General features: G+C 38.2%; 17 protein-coding genes. 12 read left to right on the forward strand and 5 right to left on the reverse strand.

Annotated features, from left to right (window positions below; translation table 11 throughout):
* Window positions 1-56: 56 nt before the first annotated feature.
* From CYP64_RS07180 to CYP64_RS07235, 12 genes are all read left to right on the forward strand, one after another.
* Entirely contained in the window at window positions 57-2,123 is a 2,067-nt protein-coding gene (locus CYP64_RS07180) for a multiheme c-type cytochrome (protein WP_021090404.1), read from the forward strand.
* A 44-nt stretch (window positions 2,124-2,167) separates the two neighbouring features.
* Entirely contained in the window at window positions 2,168-2,926 is a 759-nt protein-coding gene (locus tag CYP64_RS07185) for an FKBP-type peptidyl-prolyl cis-trans isomerase (protein ID WP_103649224.1), read from the forward strand.
* A gap of 20 nt (window positions 2,927-2,946) precedes the next feature.
* Window positions 2,947-3,618 carry a 4Fe-4S dicluster domain-containing protein gene (locus tag CYP64_RS07190; protein ID WP_072595319.1) on the forward strand — a complete coding sequence of 224 codons (672 nt, stop codon included), beginning with the start codon at window positions 2,947-2,949 and terminating at the stop codon, window positions 3,616-3,618.
* A gap of 1 nt (window position 3,619) precedes the next feature.
* Complete coding sequence (nrfD, locus tag CYP64_RS07195) at window positions 3,620-4,585, forward strand: NrfD/PsrC family molybdoenzyme membrane anchor subunit (protein WP_103649225.1); 966 nt, start codon at window positions 3,620-3,622, stop codon at window positions 4,583-4,585.
* A gap of 14 nt (window positions 4,586-4,599) precedes the next feature.
* Complete coding sequence (gene ccsA, locus CYP64_RS07200) at window positions 4,600-7,215, forward strand: cytochrome c biogenesis protein (RefSeq protein WP_103649226.1); 2,616 nt, start codon at window positions 4,600-4,602, stop codon at window positions 7,213-7,215.
* Window positions 7,216-7,223: 8 nt separating this feature from the next.
* A complete protein-coding gene (locus tag CYP64_RS07205; protein ID WP_103649227.1) occupies window positions 7,224-8,048 on the forward strand; it encodes an SEL1-like repeat protein in 825 nt (274 codons plus the stop codon).
* A 72-nt stretch (window positions 8,049-8,120) separates the two neighbouring features.
* Window positions 8,121-9,242 (forward strand): nitrous oxide reductase accessory protein NosL, encoded by a 1,122-nt coding sequence (locus tag CYP64_RS07210; protein ID WP_103649228.1) that lies wholly within the window; start codon window positions 8,121-8,123, stop codon window positions 9,240-9,242.
* Window position 9,243: 1 nt separating this feature from the next.
* Window positions 9,244-9,429 carry a hypothetical protein gene (locus CYP64_RS07215; protein WP_054197437.1) on the forward strand — a complete coding sequence of 62 codons (186 nt, stop codon included), beginning with the start codon at window positions 9,244-9,246 and terminating at the stop codon, window positions 9,427-9,429.
* Complete coding sequence (locus tag CYP64_RS07220) at window positions 9,419-10,528, forward strand: ABC transporter permease (protein ID WP_085658401.1); 1,110 nt, start codon at window positions 9,419-9,421, stop codon at window positions 10,526-10,528. The genes CYP64_RS07215 and CYP64_RS07220 overlap by 11 nt, the downstream gene beginning before the upstream one ends.
* Window positions 10,525-11,193 (forward strand): ABC transporter ATP-binding protein, encoded by a 669-nt coding sequence (locus CYP64_RS07225; RefSeq protein WP_054197336.1) that lies wholly within the window; start codon window positions 10,525-10,527, stop codon window positions 11,191-11,193. Before CYP64_RS07220 ends, CYP64_RS07225 begins: the two co-directional genes overlap by 4 nt.
* Window positions 11,190-12,143 (forward strand): hypothetical protein, encoded by a 954-nt coding sequence (locus tag CYP64_RS07230; RefSeq protein WP_103649229.1) that lies wholly within the window; start codon window positions 11,190-11,192, stop codon window positions 12,141-12,143. The genes CYP64_RS07225 and CYP64_RS07230 overlap by 4 nt, the downstream gene beginning before the upstream one ends.
* Complete coding sequence (locus CYP64_RS07235; protein WP_103649230.1) at window positions 12,140-12,649, forward strand: hypothetical protein; 510 nt, start codon at window positions 12,140-12,142, stop codon at window positions 12,647-12,649. Before CYP64_RS07230 ends, CYP64_RS07235 begins: the two co-directional genes overlap by 4 nt.
* An 88-nt stretch (window positions 12,650-12,737) precedes the next feature.
* On the opposite strand, the gene CYP64_RS07240 is transcribed toward CYP64_RS07235, so the two are convergent.
* The 5 genes from CYP64_RS07240 to rsmA form a co-directional block, all read right to left on the reverse strand.
* Window positions 12,738-13,220 (reverse strand): tetratricopeptide repeat protein, encoded by a 483-nt coding sequence (locus CYP64_RS07240; protein ID WP_258032984.1) that lies wholly within the window; start codon window positions 13,218-13,220, stop codon window positions 12,738-12,740.
* A gap of 233 nt (window positions 13,221-13,453) precedes the next feature.
* Window positions 13,454-14,227 carry a pseudouridine synthase gene (locus CYP64_RS07245; protein WP_103649231.1) on the reverse strand — a complete coding sequence of 258 codons (774 nt, stop codon included), beginning with the start codon at window positions 14,225-14,227 and terminating at the stop codon, window positions 13,454-13,456.
* Between the two features lie 2 nt (window positions 14,228-14,229).
* Window positions 14,230-15,183: a KpsF/GutQ family sugar-phosphate isomerase gene (locus tag CYP64_RS07250; RefSeq protein ID WP_103649232.1), complete on the reverse strand. Its 954-nt coding sequence runs from the start codon at window positions 15,181-15,183 to the stop codon at window positions 14,230-14,232.
* Between the two features lie 9 nt (window positions 15,184-15,192).
* Window positions 15,193-17,322: a ribonuclease J gene (locus CYP64_RS07255; RefSeq protein ID WP_181001707.1), complete on the reverse strand. Its 2,130-nt coding sequence runs from the start codon at window positions 17,320-17,322 to the stop codon at window positions 15,193-15,195.
* Window positions 17,288-18,130, reverse strand: a complete 843-nt coding sequence (rsmA, locus tag CYP64_RS07260) for a 16S rRNA (adenine(1518)-N(6)/adenine(1519)-N(6))-dimethyltransferase RsmA (protein WP_103649241.1) — start codon at window positions 18,128-18,130, stop codon at window positions 17,288-17,290. Before rsmA ends, CYP64_RS07255 begins: the two co-directional genes overlap by 35 nt.
* Window positions 18,131-18,227 lie beyond the last annotated feature (97 nt).

The following is an 18,227-nucleotide window of genomic DNA, read 5'->3' on the forward strand; positions in this document are numbered from 1 at the left end:
GTATTATCAGTATGAAATCATTTTGATTTTAGGATAAAAAATTTAAAGGAGGGCACATGAGAAATCTACAAAAAGCCTTAGCTGGTTTGCTCATGGGTGTTAGCATCTTCGCTTCACAAGCCTGTTGCGAAGAGCATAATATGCAGATGTCCGATAAAGCACGTGATGTTATCGCAAATCCTAAAGGCACACTGCAAAGTAGAGGTGTTATCTCCTTGCAAGACTACGTTGTAGAAGAGCAAGAGATGTATAACTGGTTATTTAAAAACCACCCTATTTTTACAAAATATGGTGGTAAAACCGTCGGTAAAATGGTCGTTCACGACCGTGGCTTAGAGTGGCTTGCCGAGGGACATGGCTTTGATATGTCAAAGCTTAGTAAAAGAGATGGCGGTAAGGGCTATAGCTCTATGATGTATAGAATTCCAGCCACTTCATCACTTCAATTTCCTAACAAATTTGTAGGACCAGAAAAGTGCGGTGAGTGTCACCCAGCTCAGTATGAAGTATGGAGCAGATCTCGCCACGCAACTACTATGCGTTTCCCTGGCGAGCACCCAGAGGTTAATAACAACCTAACTGAGCCAGTATTTGACAAAGATACCGCTTCTATCCTTCCAAAAGGTATCACTCCAGATGTTATCTACGCAACCGTTGGTCACTTAAGAACAAAAATGGGCTACGTAGATGCATGGTTACTTCGTGGTACTTACTATGTTGAGGGTGGTTTGCTAAGAGATGGTACAGGTCAGATCGTGGCTGGTGGTAACCAATGGCAAAGAACATGGGCGTTAAATTTAGACGACGCTACTGTTAAAAAGATAAAAGAGCTTGTCCCAGAATTTCCTGGCACTCTTGAAGAGTACGGCGACAATGGCGGATATGTCAGAGGTCTAGCTTCATACGCCGCAAAACATAAAAAATCAATGTTTTTCCAAGCAAACTCATCATATTGTGAAGTTTGTCACCCAGTTAAATTCGATTTCAAATCAAAAGCAGAATTTTATGCAGCACTTGGTAATGCCAAAGAGCTTCAAAAACACACTATCTCAAAAGGCGTAAGCTGCGAGGAGTGCCACGGAGCTGGCGGTCACCTTGATGGAGCTACAAATTTTAGAACATCAAACTGCGAACGCTGCCACCAAAGATTTAACTTTAGTCCAGATCTAGCTCGTGCTAATCCTCTTAATAACGGTAAGCTTGATCTCTCACTTAGCTCTAAATTTAAATCAATGGGACCAGGATGTGGTTCTGAAGGTTCTCAATCATACTTTACAGCTCACTATGACAAAGGTATGAGATGTGTTACTTGCCACGATCCACACGATAACACAGGTCCAGTTGTAGGCGATAAGAGCGTAACTGGTATGAACTATAACTCAGAACAAGGCTATCTAAGCTCATTCTATACTAAACCAAAAATTAGAAAAGAGTGTAAAGATTGCCACGAGACTCAAGCATATATCGCATCTAAAGCAGATACTCACAAAGATAACACTTGTGCATCTTGCCACATGCCATTTATGATGAGTTGTGAGAATTTCTATGCTGTTCAGTTCCAAGACAACGCTGGCTTTGATACTCAAAGAAGATCTCACATCTGGAAGATCATGGTTGATCCAAAAGAGAAATCTCTAGTACCAGGCGATGCTGCTAAAGGTCCAAGAGATGCTAAAGATTGGCACTTTGAGAGAGATAAAAATGGCCATAACTACGTTGACTTGATGTGGGCGTGCGCTAGAACATCTTGGGCTGATAAAGATATGAAAGATACCAAAGGCTGCCACAGCCCAGTATTATCTGAGCTAAAACCAACACTTCACTTCAAAAACCAAAAACAAGTTTATGATGAAGTTATGGGATGGCAAACTCCAGTTAAGAATGAATTCTCTGAAGTTAAGATTGGTATTGAAGGACTTTACTCACTACTTGAGACCAAAAAACTTGACGCAAGTGATAAAGTAAGAGTTTATGAGCTTATCCAAAATGCTCAAGAGATCATCGATATGGTTGAAAAAGATGGTTCGTGGGGTATGCACGGATTTAAATTTACTAAACAAAAACTCGATGCATCAAAAGAGTATATAAAAGAAGCTCAAAGAATTTTGAATAAAAATTTATAGCATTTAGGGGCTAGTTTTAGCCCCTTTAATCTTAAGGGTCCGATATGAAAAATAAGGTTTTAAAATTTACGCTACTTCTTAGCTTAAGTGCTTCTGGTTTGCTTGCAAATGTAGATTCAAATGAGTCTTATGCTATGGGAGCAACAAGTGGTGGATATGTTTTAAAAGGGTTACTTGAACAAAAACAAATAGGCATTAGCTACGATGCTGAGGCCGTTATCAAAGGTTTTAGTGATGCACTAAAAGGAGAGCTAAAACTAAGCGATGATGAGATAGCAAAGCTACTAAACAAAAGAGCTGAAAATTTAGACAAGATAGTAAAAGAAAAAGAAGCTGCCGTGCTTAAAGAGAATTTAAAGCAAGGCAAGGCTTTTATGGATAAAAATGCAAAAAATAAAAATGTAAAAACGACAAAATCAAAATTACAATATGAAATTTTAAAATCAAGCAAAAAGGGAGCGACTCCAAAACAAGAGAGTATCATCATAGCAAACTATAAAGCTAGTTTTATCGATGGTAAGGTCTTTGATGAGACAAAAGAGGCTCCAGCCCATCTTTCTATGCTAAATTTGATCCCAGGTCTTGAAGAGGGCTTAATGCTCATGAAAGAGGGCGATAAGTTTAAATTTGTTATCCCGCCAGAACTTGCATACGGCAATAGCGGCATGGAGGGTATACCTGGAGGCGAGACTATTGTTTTTGAGATAGAGCTTGTTAAGGTCTTAAAGCCAGGTGAGTTAGCCGAGGCTGCAAAGAAAATTCACGAAAAAGAACTAAATGAGGGCATTAAAAAGCCTCATTAAGATATAAAATGGAGTTAAAAATGCAAAATCAAAAAAATAGAAGAGCCTTTTTAAAAAGCATGGTAGTTGTGGCTGCTGGTGCTGGTGCGGCAAGTAGTGGTTTTGCTTTTAAGAGTGAAGAAAGTGTAAAAAAACCACACTTTGGTATGATATTTGACCAAAATAAATGTGTTGGCTGTACAGACTGCGAGATAGCTTGCAGAAAGGTAAATTTAGTCCCAAAAGGACAGATGAGACTTTTTATAGAAGATAAGACTAATCCTAAAAATTTACTCGATAAAAGATTTGTAAGAGTGTCTTGTCAGCAGTGCGTCGATGCGCCTTGTGTAGCTGTTTGTCCGACCAAGGCTTGTCATAAAGACGAAAAAACTGGCATACAAACTACAAATATAGATGATTGTATCGCCTGTAAATACTGCATCGTAGCCTGTCCATATGACGTGAGATATATCGATAAGGTTACGCACTCAGCTCAAAGCTGTAACTTTTGCGTAGATACAAATTTAAAGGACGAAAAAGAGCCAGCTTGCGTAGAAGCTTGTAGATATGAAGCGATCGTTTTTGGTGATCTTAACGATGAAGATTCGCACATCAGCAAGCTACTAGCCGTAAAAGATAGCATAAGGCTAAGAGCAGAGCTTGGCACAAAACCAAGCCTTAGATATATTCCTAAAGTAAAAATGGGGGTGTAAGATGGATGGTGCATTAAATTTTACTGCAACATTTTCGCATGGAGTAGAGTGGGGCTGGCCGATCGCTGTTTATCTTTTGCTAGCTGGTATGAGTGGTGGAGCGCTAATCGCTGCTATACTTTTAAAACACTATAAAAAGCAAAAGAGCTTTAGTCCATTTTTCAAGGCTGCTTCGCTTCTAGCCTTTGTTAGCATCATGCTCGGTATGGTTTGCTTGATAGCTGATCTTGAAAAGCCGCTTTTATTTTGGAAAATTTTGATTAATTATAATTTCACATCAGTTATGTCTATCGGTGTTGCTGGACTTTGTATATTTATACCGCTTAGCTTTTTGATGTGCCTTTATGCATTTAATGATGAGATTTCAAATTTCTTAGCCAAAAGTTTAAAATCCTTTAGCGCTCTTTTTGCACTAATAATGAAAATTTTAATACCGCTTTATCCATTTTTAAGTCGTATTTGTCTTATTTTTGCTGTAATAATTTGTGCTTATACTGGATTTTTGATCTCAGTTTTGATTAGATTCCCACTCTTAAACACAGCTGTGCTTCCAGCTTTATTTATAGCTTCAGGACTAAGTGCTGGCATAAGTGGCAGTAGCTTGGTTGCAGCAGCTTTATTTAAAGAAGATCCACATTCAAGCGACCTTCATTCGCTTCATAGCGTAGAATTTAGCGTTTTGGGGGCTGAAATTTTACTCATTTTAATGCTTTTTGTATCGCTTTTACTTGGCTCAAGTTATCAGCAAAATGCAGCTGTTGCTTTTTATAGTGGCGTTTGGGCAAATTTCTTTTGGCTTGGTGTTGTGCTGGTTGGCTTTATTGTGCCTTTTGTTTTAAATTTTGCATTTGGCAAAAAAGTAGCTAGCCTAAAATTTAGCTTTTATATCAGTTCATTAGCGGCTGTTATTGGTGTTTTACTGCTTAGGGTGTTTATACTTTATGCGGGACAAACTTATAGCATTTAAAGTAGAGGCGAGCGATGAGAATTTTAAATATCTACCGCTTGTCTTTGATATTATTATTTATTCTTGCTTTTGGTGCAGGACTTGCGACCTTTTTAGAAAATTTTTATGACACACAAACGGCCAGAGTACTTGTCTATGAAGCGCTTTGGTACGAGTGTGTTATGTTTGCTTGCACCATTTGTTTAGCCATTAGTATCGTAAAAACCAAGATGTATAAAAAATTTGGCGCATTTTTGATACATCTTGCTTTTATTATTATCTTCATCGGGGCTGCGCTTACAAGGTATTTTGGCGAAGAGGGCGTGCTACATCTAAGAGTTGGCGAGAGCGGCAACACCATGCAAAGCGTAAAGCCTTATCTTATAGTCGAAATGCTTGGAGAAAATTTTAGTTATCCATTAAAATTAAGCTTATTTGGTAAAAACGACTTTGAGTTTAAAAATTTTATAGACGGCAAAGAATTTATAATTAATTTGCTTGGATATAAAAAAGATGAGAAAAATGCTCCTGCTACGCTTAGTTTAGAGATAAGTTTTAACGGCGAAAAAAAGAGTATTAAACTAAAAGGCGGAGCCGGATATGAGCTGGAGCCTAGTGTGCTAAGTTTTGGTGGGCAAGAGGTGAAATTTTACTTTAGCTCAAAGGCTTTAAATTTACCATTTTCATTAAAGCTTGACGAGTTTATTTTAGAGCGATATGCAGGGCTAAATAGTCCATCATCTTATACAAGCAAAGTAAGTATCGCTGGCAGTAAGTACGACATCTCGCTAAATAATCCACTAACGATTGATGGCTATAAAATTTTTCAGTCTTCATACGATCCTGACGAGCTTGGAAGCGCTTTTGAGATCAGCCGTGATCCTGGCAAAATCCCAACTTATATCGGATATTTCTTGCTTTGTCTTGGCTTTGTGGCAAATTTATTTAGTAAAAAGAGCCGATTTTTTAGGCTGCTAAATTTTATAAAAGGTTCGCAAATCGTATTTTTGGCTATTTTGCTTTTAAATGCTACTCCAAATTTTGCCAATGAAAATAATAAAAATTTAGACGCTCATGCAAGCAAATTTGCCAAAATTTTAACTCAAGCTGATAACAGAATCGCTCCAGCTGGCTCTTACTCAAGAGCTGTGATAAGTAAAATTTCAACCAAAACTACGCTATTTGGGCTTAGTAGCGAGGAGCTAATGCTCTCTTTTGCTATCTCGCCAAAAGAGTGGATGGATAAAAGGATGGTAAAGATCACAAGTGAGCGTGTGGGCGAGCTTTTGGGAGTTAATGAAAAATTTGCTAGTTTTAACGATGTCTTTAACGAAAATGGCGAGTATAAGCTGGCTAAATTTGTAGAAGCTGCAAATGAAAAATCTGCCTCAAAAAGAGATAAATTTGATAGTGACGTTATAAAATTTGACGAGAGATTAAATGTCTTATATCTTGCGCTAAAGGGCGAGATGCTTAAATTTATCCCAGCTAAAAATGGTGATAAGCTCACGTGGCTAGGCGTAAATGAAGCCTTTAGCTCAAGTGAAATTTCAAACGAGCTTAAAAGCATTTTGGGCGCTTATATAGAAAATTTAAGCCTTTGCGTAAAAAGTGGTGAGTGCAAAGAAGCTGATAAGAGCTTGGAGAAAATTTCAAGCTATCAAAGAAGCATTCTAGGCTCTCTTGCGCCAAGCGAGGCAAAGGTGGAGCTTGAAGTGCTTTATAACCAAATGGAAATTTTTAAATTTCTTATATATTTTTACATGATTCTTGGATTAGTTTCGCTCGCTCTTGGCTTTTATAGGCTATTTTCTGGAAAGAAATTTAGATTTGAAAAAGCGCTTAGCCTTGCATTTTATTTTGGCTTTGCGGTACATTTGCTAAATTTAGCTCTTCGTGCTTATATCTCAGGGCATGCGCCTTGGAGTGATGCTTATGAGAGCTTAGTGTATATCTCGCTTGCAAGTGTATTAGCTGGAGTGCTATTTTTCAAGCATCAAAGCTTCGCTCTTGGAGCTGCTTCACTTTTTGCAAGTGTGAGCTTGCTTGTGGCTCATTTAAATTTTATAAATCCACAAATAACAAATCTAGTCCCAGTTTTAAAGTCATTTTGGCTTAGTGTGCATGTAAGTGTCATCACGGCAAGCTATGGCTTTTTAGGTTTTAGCTTTGTGCTTGGGCTTCTTGGGCTTCTTTTAATGGCTATAAAAAATCAAAAAAACGAGCAAAAGCTTAGTGAGCAGATAAGATACCTCGCCGCAACTAATGAGCTAAGCCTCATCATAGGACTTAGCTTGCTAACTATTGGAAATTTTCTTGGCGGCGTCTGGGCAAACGAGAGCTGGGGTAGATACTGGGGCTGGGACAGCAAAGAGAGCTGGTCGTACATTACGATAATTATTTATGCCATTGTGCTTCATTTAAGATTTATCCCAAGATTAAAAAATATTTTTACTTTTTTGGTAGCTAGCGTGCTCTCTTTTGGTTCAGTTATTTTTACCTATTTTGGTGTAAATTTCTATCTAAGCGGACTTCACTCATACGCAAATGGCGATGGATTTAGCGTTTCAAATTTGCTTTATTTGCTTTTAATGCTCTTGGCTTTGCTAATCGCCTTTGCTTATAGAGGTAAGGATATAAAAGAGATTTAGGAGATATGATGAAAAAGAGTTTGGTTTTATTGTTTGCTTGTTTGGGACTATTAAATGCTGGCTATATCAAAGAGGCTTTAAGCGCAAAAGACGATCACAACAAGCTAGCACAAATTTATGAAGATGCTTGCGATAAAGAGAAAAAGGCATCAGGCTGCTACAATCTAGCTGTGCTTTACAGTAGAGGTGATGGTAACGTCAAAAAGGACGAAGCAAAGGCGGCGATGCTTTATGAAAAGGCTTGTGATCAAAATTTCTCTATGGCTTGCAGTAATCTTGGCTATGCCTATGAAAAAGGCAAAGGTGTGGAGAAAGACCTAGAAAAAGCAGTTAAATTTTACGAAAAGGCTTGTAAGGATAATGAGGGTTGCACGGAGCTTGGCTTGCTTTATGCAAATGGCACCGGCGTGACAAAGGATCTTAAAAAGGCAAAAGAGCTTTACGAAAAGGCTTGCAAGGCAGGGGACGGCATAGGATGTAGCAACCTTGGCTATCTATATGCACAAGGCGAAGGTGTCGAGAAAGACTACGCAAAAGCCAAAGCAAACTACGAAATGGCTTGTGCAAACGAAGCTGGCATAGGGTGTGATAATCTTGGATTTTTATATGTTTATGCACAAGGCGTTGATCAAAACCTTACAAAAGCCACAAAGCTTTACGAGCAAGCGTGCATATATGGATATGAAAAGGGCTGCAACAACTACGCTATCATGCTAGCTGAAGGCAAAGGCGTAAAAGAAGACGTGGAGAAAGCACGTGAAATTTTTACTAGAAGCTGCAAAAATGGCTTAAAAGAAGCGTGCGAGAATTTAGAAATTTTAGGAAAGCATTGATGCTTGATAAAGCTAACCTAGCGGTATTTAAAGCTTATATAATATAAAAATAAAAATACTAAAGGAGATAATATGATTTTACGTTCTATCTTGGGTTCAGCACTACTAGCGACCCTACTTTTTGGTGCCTCGGCAAATGAACAAGCTGTAAAAATGAAACCGATGTTTCAAAGCGTGGATCCTAGCAAGGCTACACTAGTAGGAAGCGGCGAGGGCAAGGAGTATTGTGCTGTTTGTGGAATGAATTTGGTTAAATTTTATAAGACTAATCACGTATATAACGGCAAGCAAGTAGCATCACTCCACTGCTTATACGAGCTAACAGAAGGCAAGATTCCAAGCGAGGCACAAGTCGTTGATACTAAAAATCTAAATTTAATCGATGTAAATAAAGCCTTTTATGTCGTTGGTAGTAGTGTTAAAGGCACAATGACTAGAAATAGCAAATATGCCTTCTCAACTGAGGCTGACGCAAAAGAATTTCAAGCAGAAAATGGTGGCGAAATAATGAATTTTGCTAAAGCTTACGAGATAGCTGGACAGGATTTCGAGGGCGATAATAAAATGATAAAAGCTAAACGTGAGGACGGCGTTTATGCGCATGGTAAAGAATTTTATGAAGCAAACTGCGAAAAAACAGATCCAAAAGGCTTTAAAGCTATCTCTGAGCTAAAAGCTCATCTTAAACAAGTATGTGACTCAAAAGAGGCTAACAAAGCTCCTGAATACGACAAACACCTACAAGCTGCCGCTTTGTATCTATGGGACGCTCCAGCAAATTTAAGTACTAGCAACCAAGCTTCAAAAGCTAAACAAGAAATAAAAAAACCTGAGAGAATAGTCGTGCCAAAGGGCACAAGATGTGCGGTATGTGGCATGCTTGTCAAAAATTCTCCATGGGCAACACTCATCAAATCAGATGGCAAGGATTATTATTTTGATGGCGTAAAAGATATGTCGCAATTTTACTTTGCGGATGGCAAAATGAAAGATGCTTATGTGAGCGATTATTATACGTTAGAAAAGCTTGATGCAAAAGATGCGTTTTATGTTCATGGCTCAAACGTTTACGGACCAATGGGCGATGAGTTTATCCCATTTAAAGACGAAGCAAAGGCAGTGAGCTTTTTAAAAGATCATGCTGGCAAAGGTGTCATAAGATTTGACGAGATAAAGAATTTTATCGGTAAATAGTGTGAAATTTCTAGTTTTTTTGGCGTTATTTTTTGGACTCTCTTATACGCTTTTGGCGGCACACTATCTTAGCTTTGATCATAAAGCAAAGCAAGATGAACTAAGAGAAATTTCTAAGATAACAAGAGCAAATGCTGCTTTTAGTTTTAACCAAAAGGGGCAAAAAGGCTTTGTCTATGATAGGTAAAAATTTTATAAACTATGCTGTGGTTCTGCTTTTTAAAGATAGGAAGGATCACCTTTTTAGCTTTTGCCTCTTTGCACTCATTATCTTTGTGCTAAGCTCGGTACTTTTTATCTCTGGATCGATCCAACATGATCTTATAAATTTAGTAAAAGATAGATCAAGTATCGTAGTGAGTGCATTTCGTGCTGGCAAAAATGATCTCATGCACCCTGGCTATATCTACGACATCTCAAAGATTGATGGCGTAAGTGATGTAAGGGGTGTGGTTGATGGAGAGTACTACTTCGTTCAAAAGCGTGTTTGGTTTCATCTATATGAAGATGATAGCTTAAAAGAGGATGAGATGATTGTCGGAGAAGGTGTAAAGGCGGCGATGAATGAGCTTTACTACGACGAGAGCTTTAATTTTCTAACTGAAGAGCGCATGATACCGGTAAAGATATTAAAGACCATGCCGGCACAAAGTGGCTTAATCACAAATAACGCTATATTTTTGCATCCAAATACGCTAAGAGCTATCTTAAATTTAAAAGATGAAGAGTATACAAAGCTCTATGTTGAGGTGCCAAACACCGATGAAATCAGTGAAGTAGCTTTAAAGATAGAGAATTTATATCCAAATTCTTTCGCCCTTAGTATAGAAGATGAGGTGGCTAAGGTTAGGCACCTTTACTATTATAAGGGTGGAATTTTCATGAGCATTTACGTTAGCGTTATGCTTATATTCTTTGTCTTGCTTAAAAACCAAATTTCACTTGCCTATGGTAGTAAAAAGCGTGAAATAGCTATTTTAAGAAGTATTGGTTTTTGTATAAAAGATATTATATTTTTAAAATTTATACAAAATTTCATCGTGAGTGTTAGTGCTTTTTTACTCGGTGTTATGCTGGCTTATCTCTTTGTTTTTGTACTTAACGCTCCACTTCTAAAAGGGATATTTTTAGGCGATGAGCTTTTAAATTTTACAAATTTCACCCCTATTTTAGAATTTGATAAGCTCTTTTTGATCTTTGTTTTTGGTGTGATACCATTTTTGGCGTTTGTACTCATACCTTCATGGAGAGTAGCAAGTAGTGACATAAATGAGGGGCTAAAATGATAAATATAAGAGGTGTTAGCCTAGTTTATAACCAAAACAAACAAAATGAGTTTTGTGCTTTAAAAAATATAAATTTAGATATTAATGACGGCGAGCTAGTGATACTAAAAGGCATTAGTGGAAGCGGTAAAAGTACCCTACTTTCTCTTATCGCCCTACTTCAAAAGCCAACTAGTGGAGAAATTTTGATAGATGGCACTAACATCGCAAAGCTACCTGATGCCTTTTGCTCTGAGCTTAGACACAAAAGACTTGGATTGGTTTTTCAAAATTTTAACCTTATTGATGGCTTGAGTGTATATGAAAATTTACTAGCTCCATTTGCTCTAACAAATTTTAAGGCAAGTGTGCGAGATGAGATGATAAAAAAGGCTCTAAGCCTCGCAAATATCGCTCATAAAAAAGATGAGAACGTATCAAATTTAAGTGGTGGCGAGCGTCAAAGATGTGCGGTAGCTAGGGCTTTATCTATGGATGCTAACATCATCTTGGCTGATGAGCCAACGGCAAATTTAGATAGAGATAATGCACGTGCATTTTTAGGCTTGCTAGAGTCTTTTAAAGCTCTAAAAAAGAGTGTTATTGTCGCTACTCACGATAGCATTTTTGATGAGCTAAGTGCAACAGATAGGGTTGTTAGCTTGCAAAACGGAGAGATAGTATGAGTGTCTTTTTATCAAACGCCGTTATTGCCTTTTTGTTAGCGGAGTTTGTACTGTTAGTTTTGATGAGTATTTCGCTCTTTTACGTCGTTAGGATCGTGAGGTCGTGGGACTACAATGCACTAACATCGCTTCAATACTCACTTGAAAAGCAAAACTATCTTGTAAATACGATCTTGCTTTTTTGCGTCTGCATAAAGATCGTTTTGTTTATATTTTTTGCACTTTGCCTAAATGAGCTCTCTGACATCGTACCTGGTGCTATGTGTTCAGCTGGAGTGATCGGCTCAAATAAATTTGGCGGCATCCTGATGCTTACTAAAATTTTGCTGATCTTTGGGCTTGGCATTTGGCTGGTTATAAATAAGCTTGACTTGCAGGCTCTAAATTTCCCTTATCTAAAGAAAAAATACGCCATTTTTATCTGCCTTTTTGTCATGATATTAGTCGAGCTTGGTATAGAAATTTCGTTTTTTTACAATATCCCACTAAAAGTGCCGGTCTTTTGCTGTTCTGTTACTTTTCAAGCTCCAAAGCTACCATTCGGCTATACAAATTTTGGCTTAGTGAGTGCATTTTATGTGCTCTTTTTTGTCATTTTGGTGCTAAATTTTTTAAAGCAAAGTATGGCGAGCTTTGTGGCAAATTTGTTGTTTTTGGTGCTTAGCTACTATGCCATTACCTACTTTTTTGGCCTTTATGTTTACGAGCAGCCAAATCACAAATGCCCATACTGCATGCTAAAAGGTGACTATTTTTATGTTGGCTACCTCATCTGGGGCAGTTTGTTTCTCGGTGTATTTTACGGCCTCATGCCATATCTTGTTGAGATTATCACAAAGACAAACTACTCACACAAGCTTAAATTTTCATCTATCTGGCTAAGTGTTTGTGTGCTGATCTGTGCGCTTTATGTCCTAAAATACTATCTTTTAAGAGGATTTTTATTTTGATAAAACAAATTTTTTCTTTGTGTTTGTTAGCTCTAGTCTTAGCCGTACTCGCCTATAATGCCGACATAAGTGATGATAAAATTTTGGTTTTAAATAACGGTAAATCAGAGCCGATCGAAGAGCTAACACCAAATAAATATATATGTTATGAGAGTAGGACACTCATTGCCGATAATAACGATACGGCTCAAGCTATCATGCCAAATGGCAATATCTACTTCTTTAACGATATTACAAATTCTTTTATCTGGTATATGGCAGAAAAAGATAAAGAAAAGATAAAGCTATATGTATACACAAAGGATACAAACCGCTATATCCTAGCACAAGACGCTTGGTACTCAAGGGTTGACATCACACCGATGGGATATGGCATAGGGGCATATGAGTTTCATTTGTATGGCATATGCGATAACTATTTTAAAGAGGTCTTACTATACGCAGCACGCGGTGAAACGCTACTAAATCCATACATAAACATCTTGCTTTCAGAAAATAAGATATAAATTTGCGGAGCTCTAAATTTGTTAGAGCTTGCTTGGTTTTTGGTATTAATGGAGGGAATGATTTAAATTTATTACCTAAAATATGCTGCTAGTTTATTCTTATTATGTCTATGTTGCTATTGTTCATTTTTTTAAAATAATCACATCCTCTCTGATATTCTAAATCACAAGCTTTTTTAAATAGTTTAATTGCTTTGATATAGTCATGTTTTATGCCCTGGCCTTTTAAATATAAAACCCCCAAATTAGAACAACTTTGGCTAATTTCGTCATCACATGCTTTTTGCCATAGTTTGGCTGCTTTTAGGTGGTCTTGTTTTACTGATTGCCCCTTTGAGTAAAAATTTCCTAAATTATTACAGCTTTGAGAATATCCATCATCACAAGCTTTTTCATAAAATTTGGCTGCTTCTATATAATCTTGCTTTACACCATTGCCATTCATATACAAAACTCCTAAATTGTGGCAACCATTGGCGTATTCGCCATTGCAAGCTTTTTCATAGAGCCAGGCTACTTTATGATAGTCTACTTTGACGCCAAGACCATCTGAGTATAAAGCCCTTAGCATATTGCAGCATTTAGCATTTCCATCATCGCAAGCCGTGCTAAATATCTAGGCCGCCTTATAATAATTGCCTTGATCATAGGCTTCAATTCCAAGCTCCACTATATCCTTAGAGAAGCTGGTAGTTATTAGGATCACGGATAAAAGAGCGGCCTTTTTCATTTTTTCTCCATTTTTGTAAATTTGTTGTTATTTTGGTTTAGCTTGTCTTCTTTTATTAGAGAAACAAGCCAAATTTAGTATCTAACGTTATTAACCTTTAAAAAGTCTCTTAGGTCTTCATATTCGCTATTTTCGAAGTAGCGCCATTTGCCAGGCTTTAGCATATCAAGGCTAACGCGCCCAAAGCTAACACGTTTTAGGTCCATCACTTCAAGGTCAAAGTAGCCAAAGAAGCGGCGAAGCTCCCTGTTTTGCCCCTCGTTGATGATAACCTTTAGTTTTGTGTAGCCACCACTTGAGCCAAAGACTTTGTAGGCTAGAAATGGCTTAAATTCCATTGATTTTATAGTAGTTTTTGCGTGTGCGCCTTTTGTGGCATCCTTGGCAAAAAAGCCATTTATCATCGCCTCAATTACCTCTTTTGTTATCTCGCCTTTTACTTTTAGATAGTATTCGCGCTCTAAGTCGCTATTCATGAGCGCTGTGGCGATCGCTGGAGCGTCAGTTAGTAAAAGTAGCCCCTCACTTGCATAGTCTAAGCGCCCTACGCTAACAAATTTTGCAAATTTCTTATCTAATGTGTCGTAGATCGTTTTTCGTCCGCGGTCGTCTTTTTTGCTAACTAGCTCGCCCTTTTGTTTGTGATAAACGATAACGGTAAATTCCTTTTTTAGCTTTATTAAGCGACCATTTATACGAACTTTATCATCTTCATCCACACTTGTCGCAAGATCGCTAACCACACGTCCTGCTATGCTAACCTTGCCAGCTTTTATCAGCTCATCTGCCTCACGGCGTGAGTAGTTTGTGTTGTGTGAGATAAATTTATTGAGTCTTGTTTTTTCCATTTTTATAGTCCTAAATTTGCAAGGTCATGGATGTGTAAAACACCAACAGGTACGCCATCTTCCACAACGGCCAGAAGCTGAATTTTATATTTTTCTATCAAAGCTAACGCATCCACGGCTAACATTTCCTTGTCGTTTATCTCTTTTGGATGCAAGGTTGCAAATTTCATCGCTGGCTCGTCTAGATCAAAGTCTTCTCTCATAAGCGCACGTCTAAGATCGCCGTCGCTTAAAATAGCATTTAATATACCATCTTTATCGACGATTAGGACCGTGCCAAGTTTACCGTGTGTCATAGTATCGATTGCTTTTTCTAGGCTCGCATTCCAGCGAACTATCGGTAAATTTTCGCTTCTCATCACATCTTTTACCTTTAAAAATAGCCTCTTGCCAAGGCTGCCACCTGGATGAAAATTTGCAAAGTCCTCTTTTTTAAAGCCTCGCCTTTGCATCAAACAAACAGCCAACGCATCGCCAAGAGCTAACGTTAGTGTGGTTGATGCTGTTGGAGCAGCGTTTAATGGGCAGGCCTCTTTCTCTATGTCTATACTAATAAATACATCGCTAAATTTACCAAGTGAGCTTGTTTCACTCCTTGCCATGGCGACTATTTTTACGCCAAAGCGCTTTACGTGAGGCAAAATTTTGATAAGCTCATCGCTCTCGCCGCTAAAGCTAATGGCTAACAAAACATCATCTTTTTCTATCATGCCAAGGTCGCCGTGCATAGCCTCTGTTGGATGCAAGAAAAAGCTTGGCGTACCAGTGCTTGCAAGCGTAGCAGCGATCTTTGCTCCCACATGACCGCTCTTGCCTACACCTGTTACTATGACCTTGCCTTTTGTATTAAATATCAAATTTACAGCATCTTCTATCTCTAAGTTTTTAGCATGTCTTAAAAGCTCGTTTGCTTCTATCTTTAAGACTTCGGCTGCGATTTGGTTGATTGTTTGCATAAATTTCCCTTACATTAGATAGATAATTGGCACGATAGTTGGGTACTTTTTGACCTTTCTAAAGATATGCTTTCTAATCACTTGACGTACTTGTGACTCGAGTAGTCTGCCATCTTTTAAAAGCTCCTCCTTGACGTTGCTTAAAAACTGCGTCAAAATTTCTTGCATCTCTTTGCTAAACTCCGCATCTTGTTTATTGCCTACAAGTCCGTAGCTAATGACACGAGGCTTGTTTATTAGCTTTGCGCCATGACGTGAAATTTGAGCGATTATCATGACGACACCTGCTTCGGCAAGATTTTGTCTATCGATGACGACATCGTCTGATATTTGTTTATTTATTTGATTGTCTATGAAGACTTTACCAGTTTTTACCGTTTTTACACGTTTTAAGTATTTTTGACAGATCTCCATTTGATCGCCATCGCTCATTAGATAGATATTTCTCTCGTCTACGCCGCAGCTTATAGCTGTCTCTTTGTGCTTTGCGATGTGATTGTACTCGCCGTGAACTGGCAAGAAAAATTTTGGTTTTATAAGACGTAGCATCAGCTTTTGTTCTTCTTGTGCTGCGTGACCGCTGACGTGGATCTCGCTAAAGTCTTGATAAGCGACGCTTGCACCTGATTTTATTAGGAAATTTAATACAGTTGAGATACTGCTTTCATTACCAGGGATCGCCTTTGAGCTGATTATTATCTGATCGGTTGGTTTTATTTTGATGTATTTGTGTTCATCGGTAGCCATTCTGTAGAGTGCGCTCATAGTCTCACCCTGAGAGCCTGTGGTGACGATCAGCACTTCGTTATCTTTAAATTTGCCGACTTCGTTAGCGTCGATAAAAATTTTCTTATCGAGTTTGATATAACCAAGCTCCATTGCAGTATATAAATTTCTCTCCATTGATCTACCGATGACGCAGACCTTGCGGTTGTATTTTAGCCCCCACTCGATCGCTTGATAGACGCGGTGGATGTTTGAGCTAAATGTGCTCATTATGACGCGACCCTTGGCCTTTGAGAAAATCGCATCAAAGGTTTTGCCCACGCTACTTTCGCTTTTAGTAAAGCCCTCTTTATAGCTGTTCGTGCTATCGCTCATTAGGCACAATACACCTCTTTCGCCGTAGTATGCAAGTCTGCCAAGGTCGGTTGGATAGCCATCTATCGGTGTGTGGTCAATCTTAAAGTCACCCGTATGGATGATGGTGCCCGCCTTTGTCGTGATGGCTAGCGCGCTAGCATCGATGATAGAGTGCGTGATGTGTATCCACTCGACTTCAAAGTCGCCTATGAGATATGGCTTTCGCTTCTCGACCGATCTAAAGAGTGAGCGCTCTTGCTTTAGTCCGTGTTCTTCGAATTTATTATTTATCATGCCAAGTGGTAAAGGTGTGGCATAAATCGGAAATTTAAACTCTTTGTAAAAATATGGTACCGCGCCGATGTGATCTTCGTGTGCGTGAGTGATGATGACACCTTTTATCTTGTCTTTTATTTTTCTAACATAGTCAAAGTCTGGAATTAGGATATCCACGCCGTGCATACTCTCGCTTGGAAAGCTCATGCCAATATCCACGATGATCGCGCTCGTGTCGGTCTCAAATATCGTCATATTTCCGCCGATCTCGCCAAGACCGCCAAGTGGAGTTATGCGAATTTTATGTTCGCTTGAGTTTAGATACTTCATCGGCTCTAGACGTAGCTCGTGAACGGCCTTGTTTGCCACCATTGCACTTGCGATATCTTGCTGCCATTGTTCATTGCCGTTTAGCTTAGCTGGTAAATTTTTCTTTGGCTTTTTAGCCTTTTTTGGCTTTTCTTTTTGTTCTTGTGTTTTGGTTTTTGTTTCTTGTGATTCTTGTTTTTGCTCTTTTGGCTTATTGTTTTCGCCATTTTTGTTTTGATTTTTGTTATTTCTTGACTTTTTTGGGCGAGGATTTTGGCTCTTTGGCTCGGCGTGCGCTTCATTTTCAGCCTGCTCTGCTGCAAAGAAGTTATCTATTACACTTTTGCTTGCTAGTGAAGCTTGCTCGGTAGTTTCGCCTTCTTGTTTTGGTTTATTTTTTGGTCTAAATCTTCGTCTTTTGTTGTTTTTGCTTTGATTAGTTACAACTTTCTCTTCGTTTTTGTCGTTCATTATCTTCCTTTAATCTTTCAAATACTTTTAGATAAGAATCGACATCTAGCTCGTGTGGACGTAAATTTTGAGCTAAGTCTAGGTCTTCAAAAATTTCTTCTAACGTCTTTTTGTCAAAATTTGTGGATAAATTTTTCAAAAGCGTCTTTCTTGGCGAAGCAAATGCAGCTCTTAAAAATACTTTAAAAGCCTCGTATTGTTTTGCATCTTTGAAAATCCCGTCTTTGCCAAAAATCTTTTTTGTTTTTTGTAGTTTGATGACTGAAGATGTGACCTTTGGAGGTGGATTAAAAAGCTTTGCATCCACGTCAAACAAAAGCTCACACCTGCCTTGAAGTGAAGCGAGGATCGATAAAGAGCTAAATTCTTTATCCTTGCTCTTTGCACTAAATTTAAGAGCAACCTCTTTTTGTATCATCACGATAAGCCCAAGGCATTTTTCGTCATCTATCGCATTTAGGATCATCTTCGTAGCAACGTAATAGGGTAAATTTGCGACCAAAAAGTAGTTCTCGCTACTTAGTCCACCCTCTTGCTGCCACTGCTCTAAAGCATCTTTACAAAAAAGTTTTAATTGTCCATTTTGGATCTCATTTGCAAATTTGGCCTTTAAAATTTGAAACAGCTCACAATCTATCTCAAAACAGGTTGTCTTATAAATTTGCAAAAGTCTAAATGTCAAATCACCTAAGCCAGGCCCAATCTCAATGACGTTTGCTACGTCATTGGGTATCGCTTGGATGATCTTATCTAGTGTCGATTTGTCCTGTAAAAAATTCTGTCCAAAGTGCTTTTTTGCCTTTATCATAGCCGCGATATTAGCCAAAAATTACTTATACAATGATTACAAGTTTAGTTTAATCATATATAAGATGGATTATAATCACTAAACAATAACGAAATAG

Origin of the sequence: Campylobacter concisus, from assembly GCF_002913945.1 — a bacterium.
Classification (GTDB): Bacteria; Campylobacterota; Campylobacteria; order Campylobacterales; family Campylobacteraceae; genus Campylobacter_A; species Campylobacter_A concisus_P.